The sequence below is a fragment of the uncultured Microscilla sp. genome, from assembly GCF_947493425.1.
Taxonomy (GTDB): Bacteria; Bacteroidota; Bacteroidia; order Cytophagales; family Microscillaceae; genus Microscilla.
Map to the genome: position 1 here is coordinate 15,119 of NZ_CANLRP010000076.1, position 23,732 is coordinate 38,850.

Consider the following 23,732-nt stretch of genomic DNA (forward strand, 5'->3'; position numbering starts at 1 on the left):
GTTTTTTACCTTGTCACTTATTGCTTGAAGCATGTTTTATCTATACTCCATTATATCAGTAAACACACCCCAATCATCATCTTCACCAAGACATTCTTCGTGCAACAACCGACCATTGGTATCTTTGATTTCTATAAAGTTGTCGAAATCGTGGTAAACAAACTCTGCCACAAATGTTACGTCTCCTTTAAAATGTACTGCCTGATGTTTGTGTTTTAAGTACAAGGCATTGTATTCGTCTTCGTGGCTTATTTTCTGAAACTCTCCTGTTTCATTTACCCAAACTGCCAAATGTGGGTAATAGGCAAAATCTAAAGCTGCCGGACATTTAATGTTGGTTAGCAATAAAAAGTGCCCGTTTTCTCCCTGAATTGAGTTTGTAATCTTCATCCAACTCTTATATTTATATCAATCAATGTTTTAAACAAAGCACCTAAATTAAAGGTATTCATCGATAAATACAAACATTTATGGGTTATAGCGTATTTAACACAAAGGGTTTTAGGGATTTTTACTTAGCTGCGGGTTACCCGGCTCTACGGCTCCGTCTTTCTCCTGAAAATCTTCTACTCCAGTGCGTCCTATGATCAAACGGTTGCTTTTGTCATAACTAAAATAACTCATCACCCAGTTGATCAACACCAACAGTCGATTACGAAAACCCACCAAATACATTAAATGAACAAACATCCAAATTATCCAGGCAAAAAAACCTTGGGTTTTACTACCGTTGGGCATTTCTACCACTGCCTTGTTGCGTCCAATGGTAGCCATAGATCCTTTGTTAAAGTATTTGAATGGTTTCATTGGGCGGTTTTTCTCATATTTATTGATGAGGTTTTTGGCAAGGTGTCGTCCTTGTTGCATTGCCGGGGGAGCCATCATAGGATGCCCTTTTGGGTTATCGTCGTCTATCATAGCAGCAATATCGCCTACCGCATAAATATTATCGTAACCCTCTACCTGATTAAAATGGTTAACTTTTAGACGGTTGCCTCCTACGACGCTCTCTACCCGAATGCCATCAATGGGCGCCCCTTTCACTCCTGCTGCCCATACCAAAGTTTTAGTAATCAATTCTTCATTATTCCCCAAAGTTACCCGGTACCCATCATAAGACTTGACAGAAGTATCCAGGTGTACTTTCACCCCCATTTTTTCAAGAAATTGTTGGGCCTTTTCGCCCGATTTTTCTGACATAGCTCCCAACAATCGTGGGCCAGCTTCTACCAGATGAATATCCATTTCCATGAGGTTTAGCTCACGGTAATCTTTAGGAAATACATGTTTTTTGAGTTCTGCCAATGCTCCAGCCACTTCTACCCCAGTAGGTCCTCCCCCCACAATCACATAATCCATATAACTGTTGCGTTTTTCGTCATCAGCGGTCAACAAAGCATTTTCAAAATTTTTAATGATTTTGTTGCGCAACAAAATAGAGTCTTGTATTTCTTTGAGTGGTACAGCATGTTGGGCAATATCTTGCATGCCGTAATAATTGGTAGTGGCACCAGTGGCTATTACAAGATGGTCGTACTTTACGCTGCCTATCGAGGTTTCTACTTGATTGTTGTCAGCATCTATGTGCTTTACATCGCCCAAACGAAAAAAGAAGTTTTTTTGGCTATTTAGCGACTTTCGGAAAGGGTATATAATAGAGCCCGTTTCTAGCCCGGAAGTAGCCACTTGGTAAAGCAAAGGCTGAAAAGTATGGTGGTTGTAGCGATCAAACAAAACCACCTGTGCATTCATTTTTCGTAGCCCCTTCACTAGCTCTAAGCCTCCAAACCCTCCTCCAACTACTACAATGCGGGGTACTCCCTGATCTTTTATTAATGTCTGTCTCTTTACTGGTTTGTCCATAATGTGTATGCTGTTTTATTAGTCTACAGTCTGGGCAAATAGTGAGCCTTAGGCTGTGGGCTGTTGTTTTTTGTTTGAGACATCAGCATCTTTATTACTTTGTACACAATGTCTGGCAATCAGGTCAGATAAATGGAGCTTGTGTGTACCCTGTGCTGTCGTCTCAACTCTGGAAATTGATCATAGTTATAACTCTCTCTGTCTGCCAATAGTTTTGTTGATTTTCAACGTTTTAGGCTTTTATTTGAATCTTGCATCTTTTTCCTTAAATAGGTATAATAACGGGCATAAGAATGACAACACCTGTGGTGAGGCAACTGGTGTATTTGATGCCGCAGGACTGCTTCATGGCTACGGATTTTAAGCTTTTTTTGCTGTTGTTGTTCCTGCCATTTTTTTCGTTCTTTTTCCAAGCGTTTACGTTCCTCCTCTATATACTTTTTGTCCAACATTTTGCTCAAATCGGGTTGTCCACCATCTACCCAACAGGTATACCAAAAGTCACCTACCATTTTTATAGAAGCCCGCATGCGTCGCTCTACCTGACCAGCAAGTTTGTCATGAAAAGCCTTCGAAAATTTTTTAGAATAAGTGCGAATGTTGGAGCCATTGCGCTCGTCGATAGTATATTTTTTGTCTGCCGAAAAGCGCTTGGTGAGTTCACGTTCAAACCTCAGCACCGAATCGAGGGCTTCATGGGCATTGATTACCGCTTGCCAGGCAGCTTGCTGAGGTTTTTTAATATACTTGGCTTTGCCCACAAAATAATTATAATTATCTGAGTAAAGTTCGGGCAAACGAGACTCCCAAAAACCATGAATTCCTTTTTGGTTGGTCAGTTGCCCATTATAGTTTTCGGTAGTATGCAAAGGCACGTTGGCGTCGGCAATGTAATGCCCTATTTCTGCCGAAAGGCGTAATATTTTGGTTGCTTCACGATTTTTAAATGCCTTGGTCAAGCGGTATTTCATAAAGTTGATGTGCCAGGGTACAATACCATACGCCTGCAAGGTGTCTTCGGTATGTTTTTTTACTGCATCTTTCCAGTTTCGGGGCATTTTATATACTGCGCTGTCATTGTACTGGTGGTCATATACATCTACGTCTATAAAGTGGCGTGGGGCTTCTCCTTTCACCGCATAGCGGCGTGCATCGGGGTTAATGGCGTTTTCGGTAAGGTAAACAATGTAAAACTTATAAAAAGTAATCATCTCCGGCGGCAAAGTAAACACCGCCAATCGGTTGATACGTTGGTGGGCAAAAAAACCCCAGGCAGGAGGTTTTGGGTCAGTGGGAGGTTTTACCATAAATGCTTGTATGATGGGCAGCACCCCCACAAAAAACACGAATATACACAGGCCTTTTTTCATTGCAAACAATGTTTTTGTAACAAAGGCGAAAGATAAAGAAATGAGAGGGATTGGGAACAAATTTATGGAAGAAATAACAAAAGCTTAAAGAATGCTAAACTGAAATTTCAAAACCATACACTAATTTTTCACTACTAAGTAGCAGCAAGTCCTTAGATACCGATGAATATCGGTGCAATTAGCTATAAGCCACAAGTAAAGATAACTCTCTCATAATATGATAGTTATACTTGCATATTAGGTATATTTAATTTTGTCTTGGTACATAATACTTGTGCAGAGTTTAATTTTATCAGTCTCAAAAGTGCTTGAAAAACAGCGTCTTTACTTTCCGCCTTAGTTTGTGGGCGTTAAGTTGAAAATCCTGAACTTGCCTTCGGGGAAATTTGAGAAATGAAGCCGTAAAAACAGATCACTGACCGAGGAACGAGGGAATGTTTGAGCTGTTTCGGCGTAATGAAACAAATTTTAGCCAAGCAAACTACAGCGGTGGCTTTTTTTGGTTCGTTTTTTTAGCTAAAGAAAATCCATGATCCCGAACTTGATTCGGGGAAATGAACGGATGCCTGAGGGAACCGAAACCAGGTTTTATTCTACAACTCAGCAGATTAGCAGCTATTTTTATGCTGTAAAACTATCAAAAAAATCAAGGCTTATCTGCTATAAAAAAGTGTACGGTTTTCAAACTGAAATTTGAAACAATATGCAACAAAAAAAGTGTTGAGCAAAAAATTCGCTCAACACTTTGTCCCCAGAACATTTTTACATGCCTATTTTATTTCGATATGCTTTGTGTTTGGTTGATATTTTTGTGGCAACGTAAGGGTTAATAACCCGTTTTCGAAGGTTGCCTTTATATTTTCTGCGTCTATATTTGGGCGTAACCTAAACGACCTGAACATAGACTCGTGACAAAATTCTTGCCTTAGAAACTCCGATGTTTTCACATCGTCTTTGTACTGTTTCTCTGCGCGCACATGCAGCATATCCTGGTCTATGTCTATCTTAACATCTTCTTTATCATAACCTGGCAAACCAACCTCAATGGTGTATGCTTTTTCGTCAGATTTGATATTGGCATACGCTGTTTTCTTGTCAGGAGCCATCCAGTTGTCCTGGAAAGGCGTGCGCCCCATAAAGTGTTTTTTATCTATAAACTCTCCAAAACGATCACCAATCCGGTGAAAGGTTCGGTTGATTTCGGGTAATATGCTCATAGAACAAAATTTTAGTGGTGGTAGTTGTTATTAACTTTAAGGAATTGTTCAAAAATAAATTTACACTCTGAGGGGTGATTTTTCGCCTTGATACTTCGTTATTTTTATTGCCCGTAGCGCTGTTCCGAATCAAGTTCGGAATTCAAGCTCTATGAGCGCAAAAAATAGCCTCGTCTCAAAACAAAACCTCTACCTCAAGAATGGTAATTTAATTTCTCACCATTCCTAAGGAATGATACCAAAATAAATACACATTCTTAACCTCATCTTTTGAGGCTATACTTTGTTAAAAAATAGCCAAATAACGATGCTATTAGCCGACCATCCCTCAAGCTCGCTCAATATCCACTGGATATTGCCGTGCCGCGTATAGCAACAAAATATTTTAGCGTTACTATAGAAATTTATTTTTACACCATTCCTAAGCTCTTATCTCTTTCAGATTTGATATTTCAAAGGTAAATTCTAAAATTGTAAATTCTAATGAGGTTTATCAATTAGAGTAATGATTTTTGTCATTCATAAATATGACCTCTAAACAACAACAACCGCAATCAGGGCTTTGAAGTAGCTTTAGGGCTGGTTGGTTGCAGCTTCATTCAATTACATTAAACATAACTGGAAGATGAAAATAGAAATAGAACGACTCAATGATGCTTTTCACATGGAAGCCACCAACGAAAGAGGCAATAAAATACAACTTGACTCTAGTGCAGCAAGCGGGGGGCACGACTTAGGCTTTAGCCCTATGCAATTGATGCTGGCGGGTATAGGTGGCTGTAGTACTATAGACATTGTAGATATAATGAAAAAGCAGCGAGAAAACCTACAAGACATTAAAGTAACAGTGACTGCCGAACGGGAAAAAGATAAAACTCCGGCACTTTTTGCCAGCATCCATTTGCATTACCGTTTGTTTGGCGATGTAAACAAAGAGAAAGCACAAAGAGCTGTAGAGCTGTCCATGGATAAGTATTGTTCGGTTGCCAAAATACTGGAAAAAACTGCCAATATCACCTACGATTTTGAGGTAATTGCTGCCAACGCCCACGCCTAATGCTTTGCCCACAGCTATAGAGGCTTTTCAAAATAAAGGTTCCTCTATAGCTTTTGGTTTATTTTACATACTTTTTCCTATTTTTGTGCTTTTTGCATAGGGGTTTTTAATCTCATTTGGATTTTAGGAACGTGATCGCCCCGTAAACGGGATTTCGGGCGTAGCCCTCAACAATAACCCCGATAAGAAATCGGGACTTTGAAGCTGTCCGGTTTAGAACATACCCTCTTTACTGGCTGTCGTTATTTTTTTTGCCCGTAGTGCTACTACGAGCGCAAAAAATGCCTCAACCAGCTTTGAGTCTTTGTCCAAAACGTGGACACTTATTTTGGCCAAGTTCCTTAATATAAACCCCAACTCTTCGTTGTATCAAAAGTAATAGTGTTAAACAAGCTTTGAATAAAATCTCTATAAAGGAATGAATATACCTCGTATGAAAAAAGTATACAGTTTATTAAGGCTTTGCCTGGTGATTAGCGCTTTTTCAAGCCTTTCTTTTTCGTCGGTTCAGGCACAAATTGCCACCGAAGGACAAGAATTCTGGTTTGCGTTTTTGCCCCATACTGGAGCGACCAACTTAAGAATAATGGTGACCTCGAACGACTCTACCGCCAATGTAACGATAAGCATGCCCGCCAATGGTGGCTTTACCGACATCAACCAGGCAGTCACTACTGATAAGTCAGCCATTATTGATGTTCCTACGGGAAACATTGCCAGCGCGGGCACTGGTAACTTTGGTTTTAAGCTGCGGTCAGACAAAAATGTAAGCGTGTATTTGCTCAATAGCAAAACCGGAAGTCTGGACGGAACTGTAGTATACCCTCATGACTCATCACAGGATTGGACTCGCTCTATCACAGGCAATTTTAGCGATTATTTTGTGACTACTCCAGAGGCCAATTCATCTTTTGCGGTAGTAGCCACGGTAGATGCTACCGATGTTATACTGACTCCTTCGGGCGGGGCGGCTACTACAGTTACCCTCAATGCCGGACAAACCCACGTCATCACTGGTGCCGACCTAAGCGGCTATAGGGTACAAGCCTGTAAACCAGTACTTACTTTTGCCGGAGGTGAAACTTTGACGCAAGGCTGTACTGCTACCAACCACATGATGAGCCAAATGTACCCTTTCGAAACCTGGGGTACCCGCTTTTTTACGGTTCCTTCGGGGGGGGCAATCATCAATTACGGCGTAAAAATAGTAGCCTCTACCGATGGTACTACAGTCACCATCGACAGTCTGAACAATAACCCCATTACGCTTAATAAAGGGCAAGCGGTAACCATTGATACCCTTACCCGCCCAGCTTGTTTTGAAGCCTCTGCTCCTGTTACGATTACCCAGTTTATGAAAGGAAATAACTGTAATGGCACTGGAGGGGCAGCCACCGGAGATGGCAACCCTGCTATGGTGGTGCTCAACCACGTACAACAAAGTGTAGATCAGGTGACTTTTTCGGTAGATACTACTGGTACTTCTTCGGTGGCCAATCGTTACCTTACCATCATTATTCCTGATGGCAACCAAAATGCCTTACAGCTCAACGGACAAGCCATACCAGCGGGGTCTTTTACCCAATATGCGGTGTGCACAGACTATGTACACGCTACGGTAGACATTAGCACTATTATACCTAGTGGGGTTTTTAGTAAAGCGACCTTATCGGGGGGCAATGGTTTGCTGGCATACATACACGGACGCAGCGCCAACGACGGGTTGGTATATTCGGCGGGTTATAATGTGAGCAAAATACCCGTGAGTGCCAGTGGCAACCCCAACCCTACTTGTACAAATGTTACTACTACTTTTAATGCCAGTGGTCCCAACAACATCGCCTCTTACGAATGGACCTTCCCCGATGGTTCTACTGCCACCGGAACTTCGGCCTCTTATACCATTCGCAGTACTGCCGACACTAGCTTTTCGGTAAAAGCTACCAACGACGCCGGGTGTGACTCTACCATTTCGTTTACCATTACTGTAGATACCATCATTTTGGCGCTTCCCGAAGAAGCCGTTGTATGCGATACGCTTACCCTAGACGCTGGAGCTGGTTTTAGTAGTTATACCTGGAGCAATGGAGCTACTACCCAAACAACCCAAGTAACCGAAGCAGGAACTTATTCGGTCATTGTTACCCGTAACTCGTGCAGAGCCACCGCAAGCGTCAGGGTAGTGTCGGGTACCTTGCCTACCTCCAAAATAGCTATATCGCCGCCACCGGCTACCGCCAATGTACTAGGGCTCGAACGCACCGCTTACCTATGTGTAGAAGATGGTGAAACCCTGAGTCTGACTGCTGACAGCACCAATACTGCCGAATCGGTCACTTGGAATACAGGTTTAAACACTAACCAAATTACGGTGAGTGCCGCAGGTACTTATATAGCCACCATTCGCTTTTCGGCGGGTTGTGTAGTAGTAGACTCGGTAGTGGTACAAGATGTATGCGAAGTGAAATTTTTGGTACCCACCGCGTTTTCGCCCAATGGCGATGGCACCAACGATGGGCTCCAGATATTTGGTAAAGGGTTCTTTAACCTCGACTTCAGGGTGTTTAACCGTTGGGGCGAGTTGATCTACTTCTCTAAATCGCAGGAAAACCAATGGGATGGAACCGCGCATGGTTTTGATGCGCCCAACGGCACTTATGTGTGGCGCGCTATTTATGAAGATGTCAAATCGCCAGGAACTAAAATCAAGAAGTTTGGGCGAGTCACTTTGGTGAGGTAAGTGTGCAGAACTTTTAGCAAAAAGCTAAAGATAAAAGCGGATGGTGTTGAAACATCATCCGCTTTTATCTTTTAAGTATTATCCACTACTTACTTTTTTGGCTTGAGCAATTCGTTTACGCCAAAAAATGTAGCTACGCCAATAAAGGCCGCTGCTTCTACGCTTGTTGCACCCAAAACAACTATAGCAATGGTATGGACAATGCCTACCACCAACAAACAAACAACAATTGAAATACTAATTCGTGCTACCATATTCATAATCCTTATTATATTTTTACCTGAACTCTCCCTTGAGTTCAAGAATATATACCAGCATCGATACGTACAACGGACACTTTTTGAAAAAAAATAATTAAAGCCTCTCTTAGGAATGGTACCAAAATAAATTTACATTCTTAACCTCATCTTTTGAGGCTATACTTTGTTAAAAAATAGCCGAATAGCGATGCTATTAGCCGATTTTTTGCCTCGTCTAGCAACAAAATATTTTATTAAGCTATAGAAATTTATTTTTACACCATTCCTTAATTATTAAACACATTAACTAATCCTACTCCATTGGGTTTGGGTTTTCTGGTCTATGTTCATAAACTCCTTCATTTTACTATTCTCCAGGCTTTCCAGTTCAGGGTCTTCTTCTATAATTTCTTGCGCCATTTTTCGAGCTTCCTGCAATATTTTACCATCTTTAGCCAAATCAGCAATTTGCAAATTCATCAATCCACTTTGTTGAGTGCCCATCATATTGCCCGGACCACGCAACTTAAGGTCAACATCGGCAATTTCGAAACCATTGTTGGTTTTTACCATCGTTTCTAAGCGAGTACGACCTTCTTTACTAATTTTGTAATCGGTCATTAAGATACAGTACGATTGCTCGGCACCACGCCCCACTCGCCCACGCAATTGGTGTAGTTGCGACAAGCCAAAGCGTTCGGCGTTTTCTATCACAATTACGGTAGCATTGGGCACGTCTACTCCTACCTCAATCACGGTAGTAGCCACCATAATTTGGGTTTCGCCTTTTTTGAAACGCTGCATTTCAAACTCTTTGTCTACCGAACTCATTTGCCCGTGCACAATGCTTAGGTGTTGATCGGGAAAAGCCCGCTGAATACTCTCGTGACCATCCATCAAGTTCTTATACTCCAGGGTTTCCGATTCCTCTATCAAAGGGTACACAATGTACACTTGCCTTCCCAGAGCAATTTGCTCCCGCAAAAATCCAAACATACGCAATCTTTGGGCATCGTAACGGTGTACTGTTTTGATCGGTTTACGCCCGGCGGGTAACTCATCAATCACCGATACGTCCAAGTCTCCGTAGAGGGTCATTGCCAAAGTACGTGGAATAGGGGTAGCAGTCATTACCAAAATATGGGGGTACAGGTTTTCGCTGTTGCGTTTCCACAACTTGCTTCTTTGCTCTACACCAAAACGGTGCTGTTCGTCTACAATACATAGCCCCAGGTTGTCAAATTGTACCTTGTCTTCGAACAAGGCGTGGGTACCCACCAAAATCTTCAGGTTGCCATTTTCAAGACGGGCGTGTAATACTCTTCGGTCGCGGGTGCGGGTAGACCCAGTCAGTATGTCAATGGTAATGCCCAACTTATCGGCAAACTTTTTCAAGCCTTGGTAATGTTGTTCGGCCAGTATTTCGGTAGGAGCCACCATACAAGCCTGGGCACCACTGCCTATGGCGCTGAGCATAGAAATAAATGCTACAATGGTTTTACCGCTTCCTACATCGCCCTGTAGCAGGCGGTTCATTTGTTTGCCCGAAGCCATATCGCGGTAAATCTCCCGGCAAACCCTTTTTTGGGCATCAGTCAACTCAAAGGGCAGGTGTTTTTCATAAAAATCTTTGATAAGGCTGGTATCTTTGAAGGTTTGCCCCTGGTATATCTTTTTCTTGTGTTTTTGTTCTTTGAGCAGCTTAAGCTGAATATAAAACAACTCTTCGAACTTGAGCCGGGTAGTGGCACGCTTGAGCCATTGCTGGTCTTTAGGAAAATGAATGTTTACTACAGCATCGCGGCGGGCTATCAGGCGATAACGCTGTAGGATGGCTTCGGAGAGGTTTTCTTCTATGTGTTGGTATACCATAGGCAACAAGGTGCGCAACATCTTGCTTATGGTTTTGCTGTATACATATTTGCGCTTCATTTTTTCGGTGACGGTATACACTGGCTGCAAAAATCCTGATTGTTGTTCGGCAGGATTCAATAACTCTATTTCGGGATGGGCTATGCTAAACTTATGGTTAAAAAACTGAGGTTTGCCAAACACCAAATAGGTTGCATTGGCATTGATTTGCTTTTGCATCCAGGTGACTCCTTTAAACCAAATCAACTCTACTTCACCGGTGCCATCTCCAAAATAAGCCACCAGGCGTTTTTTGTGCCCTTCACCTATTACCTGGGTACGTATAATGCGGCCGCTCAACTGTACTGCGGTCATACCTTCGTTTAGTTCGGCAATGCGGTGCACCTTGGTGCGGTCTTCATGCTTAAAAGGATAATACAGTATAAGGTCGCTATAGGTAAAAATACCCAATTCCTTGTTTAACAACTCCCCCTTCGCAGGACCCACACCTTTTAAAAACTCTATCTTTTTAGAAAAGAACTCTGACATGCAATGTTAGCTTCGTTTTTTTATTAAAATTACTCAAAAACCCGACATTTACCAAAACTATATTAGCAAGATGACGACGAAAAATTAATTAAAAAAATTGAGTAAAGTTTGACCCTGATAATCAGTACTGCTAAGGCATTGTGATTTGTGGAAACACTATAGCCATCAGGTAAAGGGGAAAATCATCAAAAATTCACACATACCTAACGGTCACCATTCAGTGACTTACATAAAAAAATGCCAGACCACAATTTTTTACTTGTCATCTGGCATCTTAATAAAACTATTGGCAGTTAAGGTTGGCTACTATACTTGCTCAAGTTACGCAGTTTTCTGAAGGTCACCTGTTTCTATGGTTGAATGGCTACATTGTTGCGCAATGCGTAGCCCAACCATTGCGCAATAAAGCTGTATGACCATCAAAATAAGTAGATCTGCATAACCTCAGTTACTTATTAATCAATTTATAGGTAAACACCTGTCCATCTTCGCGGGTAACCCTGAGCATATACACCCGGTTGCGTTGCTGCAATGCAATCGGTGTTTTTCCTACGGCATTGATCTTACCTTCGGCTATTTTTTGACCATTCAAATCTACCAACTGATACGTACCAGCAAAACCTGTGGCTTCTATAGTTACCTTCCCCAGGCTAGGCACGGGGTATACCTTAAGCTGGTCAAAAGCAACCTGAGGCTTTTTGAGTGATGCAGTATTAAAACCATTGCCATTTTTATACAATTGGGTCGTAGGTTTTGCATTGTTGTTTGCCCCCGTAATCATTACATCCAAATCGTTGTCATTATCAATATCGGCAAAGCCAATACTGCCCAGACCAGCTCCGGCAAACGGCATATTTTTTAGCAGGGTAAACTGCCCATTGCCCTGGTTTTGATACAAAGTAGCTATTTTTCGCTGTTGTTGGTCAAACCCGGTAATGAGTACATCCACATCACGGTCACCATCAATGTCAGCAAAAGCCAATGCCCCATCACTTGTTCCTTGGAAAGGCGTATTTTCCACCCGTTCAAAATTGCCCAAACCATCGTTTTGGTACAAAATAGTAGTCGCTTGTTTCAACTTGTTCAAACCCGTAATCAGCACGTCCAGGTCTTGGTCGTTGTCTACATCGGCAAAAGCTGCTGCACTGCCTTGTACTCCAGCAAAAGGGGTGTTTTTTAGCAAGGTAAACTGCCCATTGCCCCTATTTTTGTAAAGCTGGGCAGTAGGCACGTATTCCGCATTGATCCCAGTGAGTAATAAGTCGGGCAATTGGTCACCGTCTACATCGGCAAAAGTAGCTGCTCCACGCGCCAAACCCTGCACAGAGATGATGGCTTCCTGAAAGTTTCCTTTGCCATTGTTGATGTACAGCCGTGCTACAGTCTTTAGCTGAGCATCTACCCCACTCAAGAAAATATCCTGGTCACCGTCATTGTCTACATCGGCAAAAGCTATAGCTCCAAAGTCAACCCCTTGTAAAGAAGCTTCTTTTTGTTCGGCAAAACCACCCTTGCCGTTGTTGAGGTAGAGCTTGGTAATTCCTTGAAAACTTTTTGCGTGAAAACCACTCAACAACAGGTCGGGCGCTTGGTCTCCATTTACATCGGCAAAAGCCACCGAACTACGGCTGAGTTTTTCAAAAGGCAATCGGGTTACATTTTGGTAGTTTCCTTTGCCATCGTTGGTATACAACTTAATGGCGCAGTCTTCGCCATTATAAGTAGAAATGAGCAAATCGGGCGCTTGGTCTCCGTTTACATCGGCAAAAGCCATGGTACTCTCCGAAGAGGCAACAAAAGGACTTTTTGTGTGCACGGGTTCAAACTGCACACTTTGCCCAAAGGCAAGCTGGCTCATTGCCCACAGGCAACAAATCATATATATTTTTGAGGTAAGTTGTTTCATTTTTTTATTGTTATAGTCATTGACTGATTTTGTTTGGGGATTGATTTTGTATTGGTTTGTTTATCGCTTGCCACTAATTGACCAAAAAGCTACGGCTGGTACCGGTGTAGTTTTTTAACTTACCCGTAAAACCATTTTTCCATTTGCCAAAGTGCCGGATACGGTAATAGCCGGATGCTTCATTGGCAGGAATGCACCACTCTACCGTAATGTGAGAGTTGGCTACCCCATTGCGATCCCAGGTAAGTTTGGTAATAGGGTCACGGTCATAATATACCGCTTGCCAGCTGTTGCCGTTCCAACGCTCTACAGTCAGGTAAGTACTGTTGGTTTTGAGGTCGTTGTTGGGATGGGCACCCCAAAAAACTACTTTAGCTGTGCTCCCTTTAGTATAATGACTTGAGGTGTTTTTATGTACATCGCCAAAGCTTTTGAACAAGGGCTTGTCGTCGAAAAAGATATGGGCTGCCATATTGAGGGGAGCAGATTTTACGGGAGGTTGAGGAGCCGTGCTGTTGCCCCAGGGACTGGCCGCAGGATTGGCAATTTTGGTGGCAAGGCGCTTAAACTCCTGACGGTAAGCGGCTAAAGTCCAGGGGCCAAAATGAGTACTTGCACCTTCGTATTGTTGGGTGGCGTACTCTTCACGCGTGGTTACATAGCCTGCATAAGCGTCAGAATATCCCGCAAAAACCACGTACTCAAGCCCGGTACCTGCTACTGCCTTTACTGTTTCGCGCGAGCGACGCCCCGCCATAATGGTAAACTCTGCCGGGGCTGCCAGTATGCCCAATTGCCCTATTTTCATCAGTGTGGTGCTCAGTATTTTAGGGGCACCAGGATTGTTGTCATTGCTACCAATAAAGAAAAAAGGTGCCAGTGGTTTTTCTCCATGGCACCTGTCGATCGCCAACCCATAGTCGGCATCTTTGGTTATCCCTTCGCGGGAGATGCCAGAACGCCAATCTTCGGCACCTGCCATAAATGACATACCTAAGGCAGCTTTACAAGTGGTCTGAAACTGACCATTAGTAAACTCTGGAGCCACCAAAAGATTAGAAAAGTCATTATACCGCGATGCCACCTTGATAGAGCCAGTAAGCTGAATGTGGGCGTTGTTGTAAAGGCTCAAGGCTTTTTGAAACTGGCGGCTGCCAATAATTTTAGTGCTTTCCTCTTCGTTGCTGCCGGGTCCGATGGCATTCGATCTATGATCGTTTGCCGGAGGCAGGTGTAGGTTAGGCGACATGTCTCCAGCGTTGCTATTGGCAAAGGCCGCCACAAACGCACCCGAAGTAGCATAAGAGGAGTTCTTCATTCGCTCAAATGCCAAGGCAGCAAACCCTTTATTATCAGCACTGTTATGCTTATAGTTTCCCGACAAACTGGTGGGGTGTACTGCAAACCACGAAATCATTCCCACCTCTTGGTTGCCTTGCACAAACTTAAGCACAGTCATTTCGTCGTCTATGTTATGAGCATACTTATTTACATCAGCGTTTTGCTGGTAAGCCACCAAAGAGCGGTTGATGCTGGCATTGGTAAGCGAACCTTTATTGTAATAAATGCGTCCGGGTGCTTTGTTTTCGTTGGCGCGCACAATGGCATTAAATATTCCGTTGACGAGGTTGTCATAATTCGGTTTCCAAAAGCCCCCAGTAGAGGTATTGTACAGGCTATAGTGTGAATAACCCGCAGATGCCAGATGGGTATGGGTGGCACTTATCACCACGTTTGCATCGCTAAAAAGTGCGCCATATTTGCTTTTGAGCTTTTGTATCACGGCAAGGTTTACCGCCTGGCTCACTGCCCATTTGTCTATACATACAAACACTGCCGGGCTGCCGTTGGGCTCTTGCATTACGTAAGCTCTGGCATATTGGCGATCGCGAATGCCTTTGTTTCGGTGCAGGAGCTGGGCGTACCCCCCACAATTGGTTTCGGCAATTTGCCCGGTTACATCATAAATCCCTACCCCTACCAGGTAGTTGTTGTTTTGCCCATAACCAAGGCTTAGCTGCATGCATGCAAATACTGCCATACAAAAGCAGCACAATGTTCTGGTTTTTAAATAGTTCATGTGTGGTATATATTTAATTTAGATTGATTGCGTCTGAAATTATTGGTGACTTGCTGTTGGGCTTGCCCCATATTTACCACCTGATTGGGTGTTCGTAATCATTGATTTTGTTAAAACCTTACATAGCAATATATAAATATTTAATTGCATTGCACAATTAAATAGTGCAAAAATAGTATGAATGCATAATATTTTTATTCTACAGGTTTATTTACTGTGCTTTGGGCGCTACTACCGCCCCAAGTCTTTAGAAACCAATGTATAGCGACAAATCACAAGTTGAAGGCAGTTCTACAAGGAGATTTTATACAATCGAATAGGTGAGGGTAATTGGCAAAAGGTAGTTGGGTAAGTAATGTCTGAAAACGTTGAAACGGCTCTCTTCATGGCATCAAAAAAGAGGCGCTGTCTCATCATAGACTTTAGGAGTATATTCTTCTGAACACTAGTGCACTGGAAACTAAATTCCTATCATATTATTCGGAGTCTTTAGCCCGCTTACTTTACTTCAAAAAGCTTACGTAGCTTTGGCTATGCGCACTTTTTGAAGTGCGTCAGCAAACAAAATACCCTCGAATAAATAATATATTTATTTAATCCCCAATGCACTAGTTATACCTGCCAGGTTTTTTGAAACCTGGCAGGTATAAAATTTCATAAAAACGCTTCTTACCTTACGAGATAAGAAGCGTTTTTTTAGGAGTTTTGTCGTACTTTATAGATGGGTTTGTGTCAGGTGTTATTCTACATTATTATATACTCTATCGTGGTGTTTCTCCATCAAGTGGTAAATAATTCCATCTTTGACTCCTACCTTGGGCACAAACAATTCGCGAATGCCTGCCCAATTCATTGCCGACAAGTAGATATTGGTAGCCGGGATAATCGTGTCGGCACGGTCGGGATTTAACTTCAAAATATTAATGCGCTCGTGTAAGGTATACACCTCAAGCTCTTGGAGTAAATTGTTGATTTCGCTGATAGAGATAGAGTCGCCACTACGACGGTTGAGCAACTTTTGCACTTTATTGATATTCCCTCCTGTACATATTCCGGTAATGTTGTTGCCTTGCCCCAACAACTCTTTGCGTTCTACAATCCATTGGCGCATGCTCTCGAAACGGTGGTTGGAGCCTCCGGGCTCGTTGTTGCGAATAGAGCCTATCTGAAAAGAAAAGGCATCTATTTTTTGCATATTACTATAAATATTTAGTTCGGTGCTGCCACCTCCTACGTCTACATGCAAATAGTTTTGGTTGGGGCTCAAAAATGTTTGAATAGCCAGGTGCATATACTGAGCTTCTTCGTCGCCATCAATCACTTGTATATCCATCCCAAGCGATTGCTTTACATCTTCTACAATTTGGGCACCATTATCTGCCTCACGAAATGCCGAAGTAGCCAATATGAGGTAATCTTCTACTTTATGGAGTTCCATCAGTAGTTTGAAGGCATGCATGAGTTTGTGTATTTTTTCCTGTTTTTTTTCACCAATCATCTTATTGGCAAACACGTCCTTGCCGAGTCGCAGCGGATAACGTACATATTCGATGTTTTTGATGGATGTTTTCCCGTTGTTGTGTAATATTCTGGCAATGAGCATTCTCGCGCCATTCGATCCTATATCAATTGCTGCTAATTTCAAACTTTCTCGTTTTTTGAATGATAAGTCATAAATTTGACATCAAAAATAATAAAAAAGTAAAGTCTTGTTAAAAGATGTGTGGTTTTAAATTGCTTTTGCGTAAGTAATGATGCAAAATTGAATGTTTTTTGGGCACACATCGTCAAATTTAATTGTATGACAGTATCAATTGTAGTGGCTATAGCCGAAAATGGAGTAATTGGGATAGACAATGGGTTGCCTTGGCGGCTATCGTCTGACCTCAAAAATTTTAAAAAACTTACCTCTGGGCATACCATACTCATGGGACGCAAAACTTACGAATCGATCGGCAAGCCTTTGCCCAAACGTCGCAACCTGGTCATTAGCAGGGACTCTGCATACATAGCAGAGGGTTGCGAGGTGTTCCAAAGCATAGAGGCTGCTCTAGAAGCTGCCAAGACAGACAGTGAGGTATTTGTAATAGGTGGCGCACAAATCTACCGTCAGGTGTTGCCCAAGGCCGATAAAATTTACCTGACCAAGGTAAAAGCCGAGGTAAAAGGAGACGCTTTTTTTGAGATTGAAAACCTCGACCAGTGGCAGGTAGTCAATACCCAAGCCTTTGCAGCAGGCGAAAAAGACGAATATGATTTTGAAGTGGTGGAGCTTCTACAGCCTTAAGGAACAAGCCACAAGTCCTTAGCCGCCGATACATGTCGGTGCTCCAAGTTGAAGATACTCTACCAGTTTCTAATGATTTTATAGCTCGTTGATTATTAGTGGTTTATAAAACCCTACCAAAACTTTGTGAATGAAAACGCATTACACCATTCCTTAAAGAAACCGTATAACATAAGATTTATAAAACGCCTATGAAATTTAAAGCCATCAATCGTCAACGCATTATTTATACCTCCGGCGCCAGTGGTAAAACTCCTTTGGTGCCTGTTACACCTCAATTGTTGGAAGAAAAAGCTGCCCGGCGCATGACAAAAGAGGCAGCAGGCTATATTATTGGTGGAGCAGGGTTGGGCAAAACCATGCAAAACAATCGGAGTGCTTTTGATCAGTACCAAATTGTGCCTCGTATGCTCAAAGATGTATCAAAACGCGATACTTCTATTACCTTGTTTGGGCAAAAACTCCCTTCGCCCCTGCTCACCGCACCTATAGGAGTGCTAGAGATGGTACACCAACGCGCTGACCTTGCCGTTGCCGAAGCCACCAGTAGTTTGGGGGTGCCTATGATCTTTTCTAATCAGGCATCTTACCCAATGGAAGCTTGTGCAAGTTTGATGGGCAACAGCCCGCGCTGGTTTCAATTGTACTGGAGCAAATCTGACGAGCTCGTGTTGAGCTTTATCAAACGTGCCGAAGTCAGTGGTTGCTCGGCGATAGTAGTCACCCTTGACACTTCGGTATTGGGTTGGCGAACTCACGACCTTGACTTGGCTTTTTTGCCCTTTTTGCAGGGCAAAGGCATTGCCCAATATACCAGTGACCCAGTTTTCCAACAACTAATGGACGAACCTATAGATACCAGTGCCCTTGAGTTTAAACCGAAGGTGACGCTTTCGCTGATAAAAAATGCCCTTCGAATGAAAAAAAACTACCCTGGTGGCTTATGGAAAAACTTAAGCTCTGACCGCCCCATCAAAGCGGTCAAGAAGTTTGTAAATATTTATTCCAGAGATTCGCTTACCTGGGAAAATCTTCAATTTTTGCGTAAGCACACCCAACTGCCTTTGTTACTTAAGGGTATTTTGCACCCCGATGATGCCCAAAAAGCTATAGATTATGGTATGGATGGAATTGTGGTGTCGAACCATGGAGGGCGCCAGGTAGATGGGGCTATAGGGAGCTTTTCTGCTTTACCAGACATTGTACAAACAGTAAAAGGTCAAATACCTGTGCTGCTCGACAGTGGGGTAAGAAGCGGAGCCGATATGTTGAAAGCACTTGCTATAGGTGCCAAAGCAGTATGTTTGGGGCGTCCCTATGTGTATGGGCTGGCACTTGCGGGCGCTGCCGGAGTACAGGAAGTACTCGCCAATCTTATGGCAGATTTTGAGCTCAATATGGCGCTGGCTGGTTGTGCTTCTATAGATGAACTTGGTAGGGGGCTTCTGAAGGGTTCTGGGGGCTAGGAGCTAGGGACTGGGTGCCCCCAGTTTTGAAAGCATCTACAGATTTTACAGTACGTTGGTTTTTAGCGAGGTGGGGAGCATCTGAAGGGTTCTCCTCTCCTCTTGGTCTTAAGCGCAGCTGACCAAGAGAGTGGGTAACGATAGCGAAGAACCTGGTCTTGCCAAAAAAGACCACTACAAGTGAGTTTGTATGGGTTTTCAATCAGACTTGGTATAAAATCAGTAGATGGGAGGTCGGAATTTAGTGCTGTTTCCTTGGAAAAGTCTTTAGTGTAGGTGTTAGGCTGACTTAATAATATTTGCAAATATGATCATAAATTTCTTTTTTTTACCCTGAGTTAACAAAGGTACGCTTCAAAGTTCGATTTTATGAAAAAACATTTATTCGCTTTTATTCCATTATTATTTATTTTATTGAATGCCTGTGGCTCAAAAACCCAGGAGCATGACACTTCTGAAACCAAAGAAGTAGATTTGATTGTGCACAATGCCAAGGTATATACTGTAGACAGTACCTTTAGCCAGGCAGAAGCTTTTGCGGTCAAAAATGGCCAATTTGTGGCAGTGGGTAGCTCCAAAGATATTTTGACAAAATACACGGCTAAAAAGAAAATTGATTTACAGAAAAAGCCGGTATACCCTGGTTTTTTTGATGCGCATTGCCACTTTTATCGCTACGGATTGGGACTGCGTGAGGTAAACCTGGTGGGTACTGCTTCGTTTGCCGAAATTGTGGCAAAACTGCAGACCTTCCGGAAACAAAATCCTGCACAAGCTTGGTTGGCAGGGCGTGGTTGGGACCAAAACGATTGGGACTTAAAGGAGTTTCCTTCTAAAGATACGTTGGACAAGCTTTTTCCTGATGTACCTGTATTTTTGACCAGGGTAGATGGGCACGCAGCGTTGGCAAATCAAAAAGCGCTGGATCTTGCCGGGGTAAAAAACGGAGTGAAAGTGGACGGAGGAATAGTTGAAACTAAAAATGGTGAGCTTACCGGGATATTGATAGACAACGCCATACAATTGGTAAGGAAAGCCATTCCGGAAGCCAGCAAAGCAGAACAAACCACTGCTTTGCTCAATGCCCAAAAGCAGTGTTTTGCCGTAGGGCTCACTAGCGTAGTAGATGCGGGGCTTAATCGCAGTAACATTGAACTAATCAATGAACTTCAGCAAGCCAAACAGCTGAAAATGAGGGTATATGCTATGGTAAGTGCTACCAAAGCCGACTTGGATTATTATTTGACAAAAGGCAAAATAAAAACCGACTACCTCCACGTTCGCTCAGTAAAAGTATACGCCGATGGCGCTTTAGGTTCGCGCGGAGCTTGTTTACTGCACCCTTACCATGACAAACCCGAAGAACAAGGTTTTTTGTTGTCTTCTCCCCAAACTTTAGATAGCTTGGTGCAACGCATAGCAGCTAAAGGTTTTCAGGTAAACACCCACTGCATAGGCGATTCGGCAAATCGTTTATTATTAGATATTTATGCCAAATACCTCAAGGGTAACAATGATTTACGCTGGCGCATAGAGCACGCTCAAGTAGTGAATAAGGCCGATTTAAAAAAGTTTGCCGAGTTTAGCATAATTCCTTCAGTGCAACCCACCCACGGAACCTCTGACATGTACTGGGCAGACGAACGTTTGGGCAACGAGAAGATAAAAACTGCTTATGCGTACAAAGATTTGCTGAAACAAGGCAGGTTGTTGGCGATTGGCAGCGATTTTCCGGTAGAGCACATCAACCCACTGTATGGTTTTCATGCGGGGGTGGCACGCCAGGACGCCAAGAATTTCCCTGAAGGTGGGTTTCAGATGGAGAATGCCATTAGCCGCAAGCAAGCGCTTAAGGGGATGACTATCTGGGCGGCATTTAGCAGTTTTGAAGAAAACGAAAAAGGCAGCATTGAACCAGGCAAAATGGCTGATTTTGTGGTCACTGAAAAAGATTTAATGACGGCTCCCAAAACCGAACTGCGCCAACTTAAGGTATTGCGTACTTTTGTGGGGGGCGAACAAGTGTATAAACATAAGTAGTAAATCTGAATGAGGAGTTTTTAATTAGGCTTATACAACTGTCCATTGAAAACCCTTCATTCCTCACTGATAATTCCTAATTAATATGAAACTAACAAAAGACCTTTATCAAACTTCATTGTCTTTACTCACTGATCTTTATCAGCTAACCATGGCTTATGGTTATTGGAAAGCAGGCAGATCGGAAAACGAATCTGTATTCCATTTATTTTTTCGCAGCCACCCATTCAAAGGCGGGTTTACTATTGCCTGTGGTCTAGAATATGTCATTGACTATTTAGATAATTTCAAGTTTTCGGAAGATGACATTGCTTACCTGGCAACTTTGAAGGGCAACGACGACAAGCCAATGTTTGAACAGGGTTTTTTAGACTATTTGGCTGACCTGAAGTTTACCTGCGATGTAGAGGCGGTACCTGAAGGCACAGTGGTTTTTCCTCAAGAGCCCCTCATCCGGATTAAAGGCCCTATAGCCCAATGCCAATTGTTGGAAACTCCCCTGCTCAATATTGTCAATTATCAAACCTTGGTAGCCACCAAAGCTGCCCGCATGAACCTGGCTACCAAAGGGGAGCCTGTGCTTGAGTTTGGCTTGCGTAGGGCGCAAGGCATAGATGGCGGCTTGGCGGCAAGCAGAGCCGCATACATTGGTGGTTGTGGAGCCACTTCTAATGTGTTGGCGGGGCGCTTGTTTGGCATTCCCGTAAAGGGCACCCACGCCCATAGTTGGGTAATGTCGTTTGACACCGAAATGGATGCTTTCGAGACTTATGCCGATGTATTGCCCAACAATTGTGTGTTTTTGGTAGACACCTACGACACTGTACAAGGAGTAAAGCACGCGGTAGAGGTAGGTAAAAAGCTGCGGGCACAAGGGCACGAAATGATTGGCATCAGGCTAGACTCTGGTGACCTTGCCTACTTAAGTATCAAAGCCCGTGAAATTTTGGATGAAGCGGGTTTTCCGGAGGCTACTATTGTGGCAAGCAACGACCTGGACGAAAATATTATCAACAGTTTGAAACTACAGGATGCCAAAATCAATGTATGGGGTATTGGAACCAAACTGGTGACTGCCTACGACCAACCTGCCTTGGGTGGGGTATACAAAATAGCCGCCATGCGAAAAGACGATGGCAGTTGGGATTACAAGGTAAAGCTGTCGGAGCAGGTAATCAAGATATCGAACCCTGGGGTGTTACAGGTGCGTCGTTTTTACCAAGACGGAGAGTATATTGGCGATATGATTTTTAATGAAGTGGAGCAAGTGCCCGAAGTGGCCACCATTATTGACCCAATGGATGCTACCCGTCAACGCGATATGCCTGCCAATGCTGAGTTTAAAGATTTGTTGCAACCATTATTCAAAGGCGGCGAATTGATCTACAAAATACCTACCATTGATGAGGTAAAAGCCCACGCAGCCAATGAACTAAAAAACTTTCACGCGGGGGTCAAACGTTTTATCAACCCACACAGCTATCCGGTAGGGCTTGAGAAAAGCCTCAGTGATTATAAGTATGACCTCATCCGTGATTTGCGTAAGCGCAAGCAAAGCTAAACAGGCTCAAGCTTTAAGCTTGAAGCGACAAGCAACAAGGCGTAAATTACCAACTTGCGGCTTGTCGCTCATTGCTTGTGACTATTTATTTCTTCAGCATATAATCTACAGTCAGGTTAGACAAGACTTTTATTCCCAGCTTCATTCCTGAATCGTCTATTTTAAAATCGGGCGTATGATGAGGAGCGGCGGTGCGAGGGTCTTGTCCCTTGGTCATTCCTCCCAAAAAGAAGAAAAGCGAAGGTACTTGCAAAGCATAAAAAGCAAAATCTTCGGCACCTGTTATAGCATCGGTTAACAGTACGTTGCGTTTTCCGGCAAGCCTTTGCAAAGTAGGCAACATTTGAGCCGTCAAACGGGGGTCATTATAAGTAACTGGGGTATTTTTCTGAATAGTTACTTCGGCGGTTGCTCCGGCACTCTCGGCAATTTTGGTTGCGGTTAGCTCGATTTTTTTATGAATAATTGCTTGCATTTTAGCATCCAGTGTCCGAATAGTCCCTATCATTTCGCATTGCTCAGGAATAATGTTGTTCCTAATTCCTCCGCGAATCATTCCTACCGAAATTACTGCTGCCTCTTTGGTCAAAGCAGTTTGACGACTGATAATGGTTTGCAACCCGTTGATAATCTGTGCCGACACAGCAATGGGGTCAATCCCGGTCCAAGGTGTAGAACCGTGGGTTTGCTTTCCTTTTACCTTGATCACAAAGCGGTCAGCGCTTGCCATAATTCCTCCTGAACGGTAACGAATGGTGCCCACTTCGGTGGCAGAATTGATGTGTAGCCCAAACATTACATCTACTTTAGGATTTTTGAGCACCCCTTCGGCTACCATCAAACTTGCCCCACCTTGTTCGCCTTGAGGTGCGCCTTCTTCAGCGGGTTGAAACACAAACTTTACAGTACCCCTCAGGTCTTTCTTTACCTTGCTCAACACCTCAGCCACTCCCATCAATATGGCTACGTGGGTATCGTGTCCACAGGCATGCATTACTCCGGTAGGTTTGCCATTGTAGGTAGACTTTACCTTAGAGGCAAAAGGTAACTTTACGCGTTCGGTCACGGGCAGCGCATCCATGTCAGCCCTCAGCCCCACTACTGGCCCTGGCTTGCCCCCCTTCAGAATACCCACTACTCCTGTATGTGCTACCTTGGTTTTTACCTCTAGCCCTAGTTTTTTTAAATGTTGAGCCACCATTTCAGCAGTTTTAAACTCCCGGTTCGACAACTCAGGGTTTTGGTGGATATGTCGCCGCCACTTGATCACCTGCGGCTCTATGTCTTCGGCTAGTTTATCTATCTTTTGACGAAGTTTTTTTTGGGCAAAAGTAGTTGTAGTCAATGCAGCACTCGCCACCAATAGCAGGCATAAAAAACGAAACGAAACGCAGATGTTTTTCATTTGATAAAAGATTTATTAGAACAAATTGACTGCTCCCCAAGCTAAAGCAGAGGGGATTCTCACCCAACGCACAACCTAATGGTTCACGTTAACGGATAGAG

Annotated in this window: 16 protein-coding genes; 6 read left to right on the forward strand and 10 right to left on the reverse strand. The window is 43.3% G+C overall.

Annotated elements, in window-relative coordinates:
• Positions 1-36: 36 nt before the first annotated feature.
• The 4 genes from Q0954_RS18785 to Q0954_RS18800 all read right to left on the reverse strand — a co-directional run bounded on the left by Q0954_RS18785 (position 37) and on the right by Q0954_RS18800 (position 4,450).
• On the reverse strand, positions 37-390 hold the full coding sequence (locus Q0954_RS18785; RefSeq protein WP_299459135.1) for a hypothetical protein: 354 nt from the start codon (positions 388-390) through the stop codon (positions 37-39).
• A gap of 111 nt (positions 391-501) precedes the next feature.
• Positions 502-1,863: an NAD(P)/FAD-dependent oxidoreductase gene (locus Q0954_RS18790; protein ID WP_299459136.1), complete on the reverse strand. Its 1,362-nt coding sequence runs from the start codon at positions 1,861-1,863 to the stop codon at positions 502-504.
• Between the two features lie 224 nt (positions 1,864-2,087).
• Positions 2,088-3,233 (reverse strand): zinc dependent phospholipase C family protein, encoded by a 1,146-nt coding sequence (locus Q0954_RS18795; RefSeq protein WP_299459137.1) that lies wholly within the window; start codon positions 3,231-3,233, stop codon positions 2,088-2,090.
• A 770-nt stretch (positions 3,234-4,003) separates the two neighbouring features.
• The gene (locus tag Q0954_RS18800; RefSeq protein ID WP_299459138.1) at positions 4,004-4,450 is read right to left on the reverse strand and encodes an Hsp20/alpha crystallin family protein; all 447 of its coding nucleotides are present in this window, start codon (positions 4,448-4,450) and stop codon (positions 4,004-4,006) included.
• 625 nt (positions 4,451-5,075) lie between these two features.
• On the opposite strand from Q0954_RS18800, the gene Q0954_RS18805 reads away from it, so the two are divergent.
• On the forward strand, positions 5,076-5,507 hold the full coding sequence (locus Q0954_RS18805) for an OsmC family protein (RefSeq protein ID WP_299459139.1): 432 nt from the start codon (positions 5,076-5,078) through the stop codon (positions 5,505-5,507).
• A gap of 418 nt (positions 5,508-5,925) precedes the next feature.
• Complete coding sequence (locus Q0954_RS18810) at positions 5,926-8,247, forward strand: gliding motility-associated C-terminal domain-containing protein (protein WP_299459140.1); 2,322 nt, start codon at positions 5,926-5,928, stop codon at positions 8,245-8,247.
• Between the two features lie 89 nt (positions 8,248-8,336).
• Here the strand turns inward: Q0954_RS18810 and Q0954_RS18815 are convergent, their stop codons facing one another.
• The 5 genes from Q0954_RS18815 to Q0954_RS18835 all read right to left on the reverse strand — a co-directional run bounded on the left by Q0954_RS18815 (position 8,337) and on the right by Q0954_RS18835 (position 16,517).
• The gene (locus Q0954_RS18815; RefSeq protein WP_299459141.1) at positions 8,337-8,507 is read right to left on the reverse strand and encodes a hypothetical protein; all 171 of its coding nucleotides are present in this window, start codon (positions 8,505-8,507) and stop codon (positions 8,337-8,339) included.
• 282 nt (positions 8,508-8,789) lie between these two features.
• Complete coding sequence (gene recG / locus Q0954_RS18820; protein ID WP_299459142.1) at positions 8,790-10,886, reverse strand: ATP-dependent DNA helicase RecG; 2,097 nt, start codon at positions 10,884-10,886, stop codon at positions 8,790-8,792.
• 448 nt (positions 10,887-11,334) lie between these two features.
• Positions 11,335-12,792 carry a T9SS type A sorting domain-containing protein gene (locus Q0954_RS18825; protein WP_299459143.1) on the reverse strand — a complete coding sequence of 486 codons (1,458 nt, stop codon included), beginning with the start codon at positions 12,790-12,792 and terminating at the stop codon, positions 11,335-11,337.
• A 73-nt stretch (positions 12,793-12,865) separates the two neighbouring features.
• Positions 12,866-14,833, reverse strand: a complete 1,968-nt coding sequence (locus tag Q0954_RS18830) for a neutral/alkaline ceramidase (RefSeq protein ID WP_299459144.1) — start codon at positions 14,831-14,833, stop codon at positions 12,866-12,868.
• Positions 14,834-15,611: 778 nt separating this feature from the next.
• Positions 15,612-16,517 (reverse strand): phosphatase, encoded by a 906-nt coding sequence (locus tag Q0954_RS18835; protein WP_299459145.1) that lies wholly within the window; start codon positions 16,515-16,517, stop codon positions 15,612-15,614.
• A 156-nt stretch (positions 16,518-16,673) separates the two neighbouring features.
• On the opposite strand from Q0954_RS18835, the gene Q0954_RS18840 reads away from it, so the two are divergent.
• The 4 genes from Q0954_RS18840 (at position 16,674) to Q0954_RS18855 (ending at position 22,226) form a co-directional block, all read left to right on the forward strand.
• Positions 16,674-17,159: a dihydrofolate reductase gene (locus tag Q0954_RS18840; protein WP_299459146.1), complete on the forward strand. Its 486-nt coding sequence runs from the start codon at positions 16,674-16,676 to the stop codon at positions 17,157-17,159.
• Between the two features lie 191 nt (positions 17,160-17,350).
• Entirely contained in the window at positions 17,351-18,625 is a 1,275-nt protein-coding gene (locus Q0954_RS18845; protein ID WP_299459147.1) for a lactate 2-monooxygenase, read from the forward strand.
• A 369-nt stretch (positions 18,626-18,994) separates the two neighbouring features.
• Positions 18,995-20,665: an amidohydrolase gene (locus tag Q0954_RS18850; protein ID WP_299459148.1), complete on the forward strand. Its 1,671-nt coding sequence runs from the start codon at positions 18,995-18,997 to the stop codon at positions 20,663-20,665.
• 85 nt (positions 20,666-20,750) lie between these two features.
• Entirely contained in the window at positions 20,751-22,226 is a 1,476-nt protein-coding gene (locus Q0954_RS18855; protein WP_299459149.1) for a nicotinate phosphoribosyltransferase, read from the forward strand.
• 85 nt (positions 22,227-22,311) lie between these two features.
• Here Q0954_RS18855 and Q0954_RS18860 read toward each other — a convergent pair whose 3' ends face one another.
• Positions 22,312-23,631: an amidohydrolase gene (locus tag Q0954_RS18860; protein WP_299459150.1), complete on the reverse strand. Its 1,320-nt coding sequence runs from the start codon at positions 23,629-23,631 to the stop codon at positions 22,312-22,314.
• Positions 23,632-23,732 lie beyond the last annotated feature (101 nt).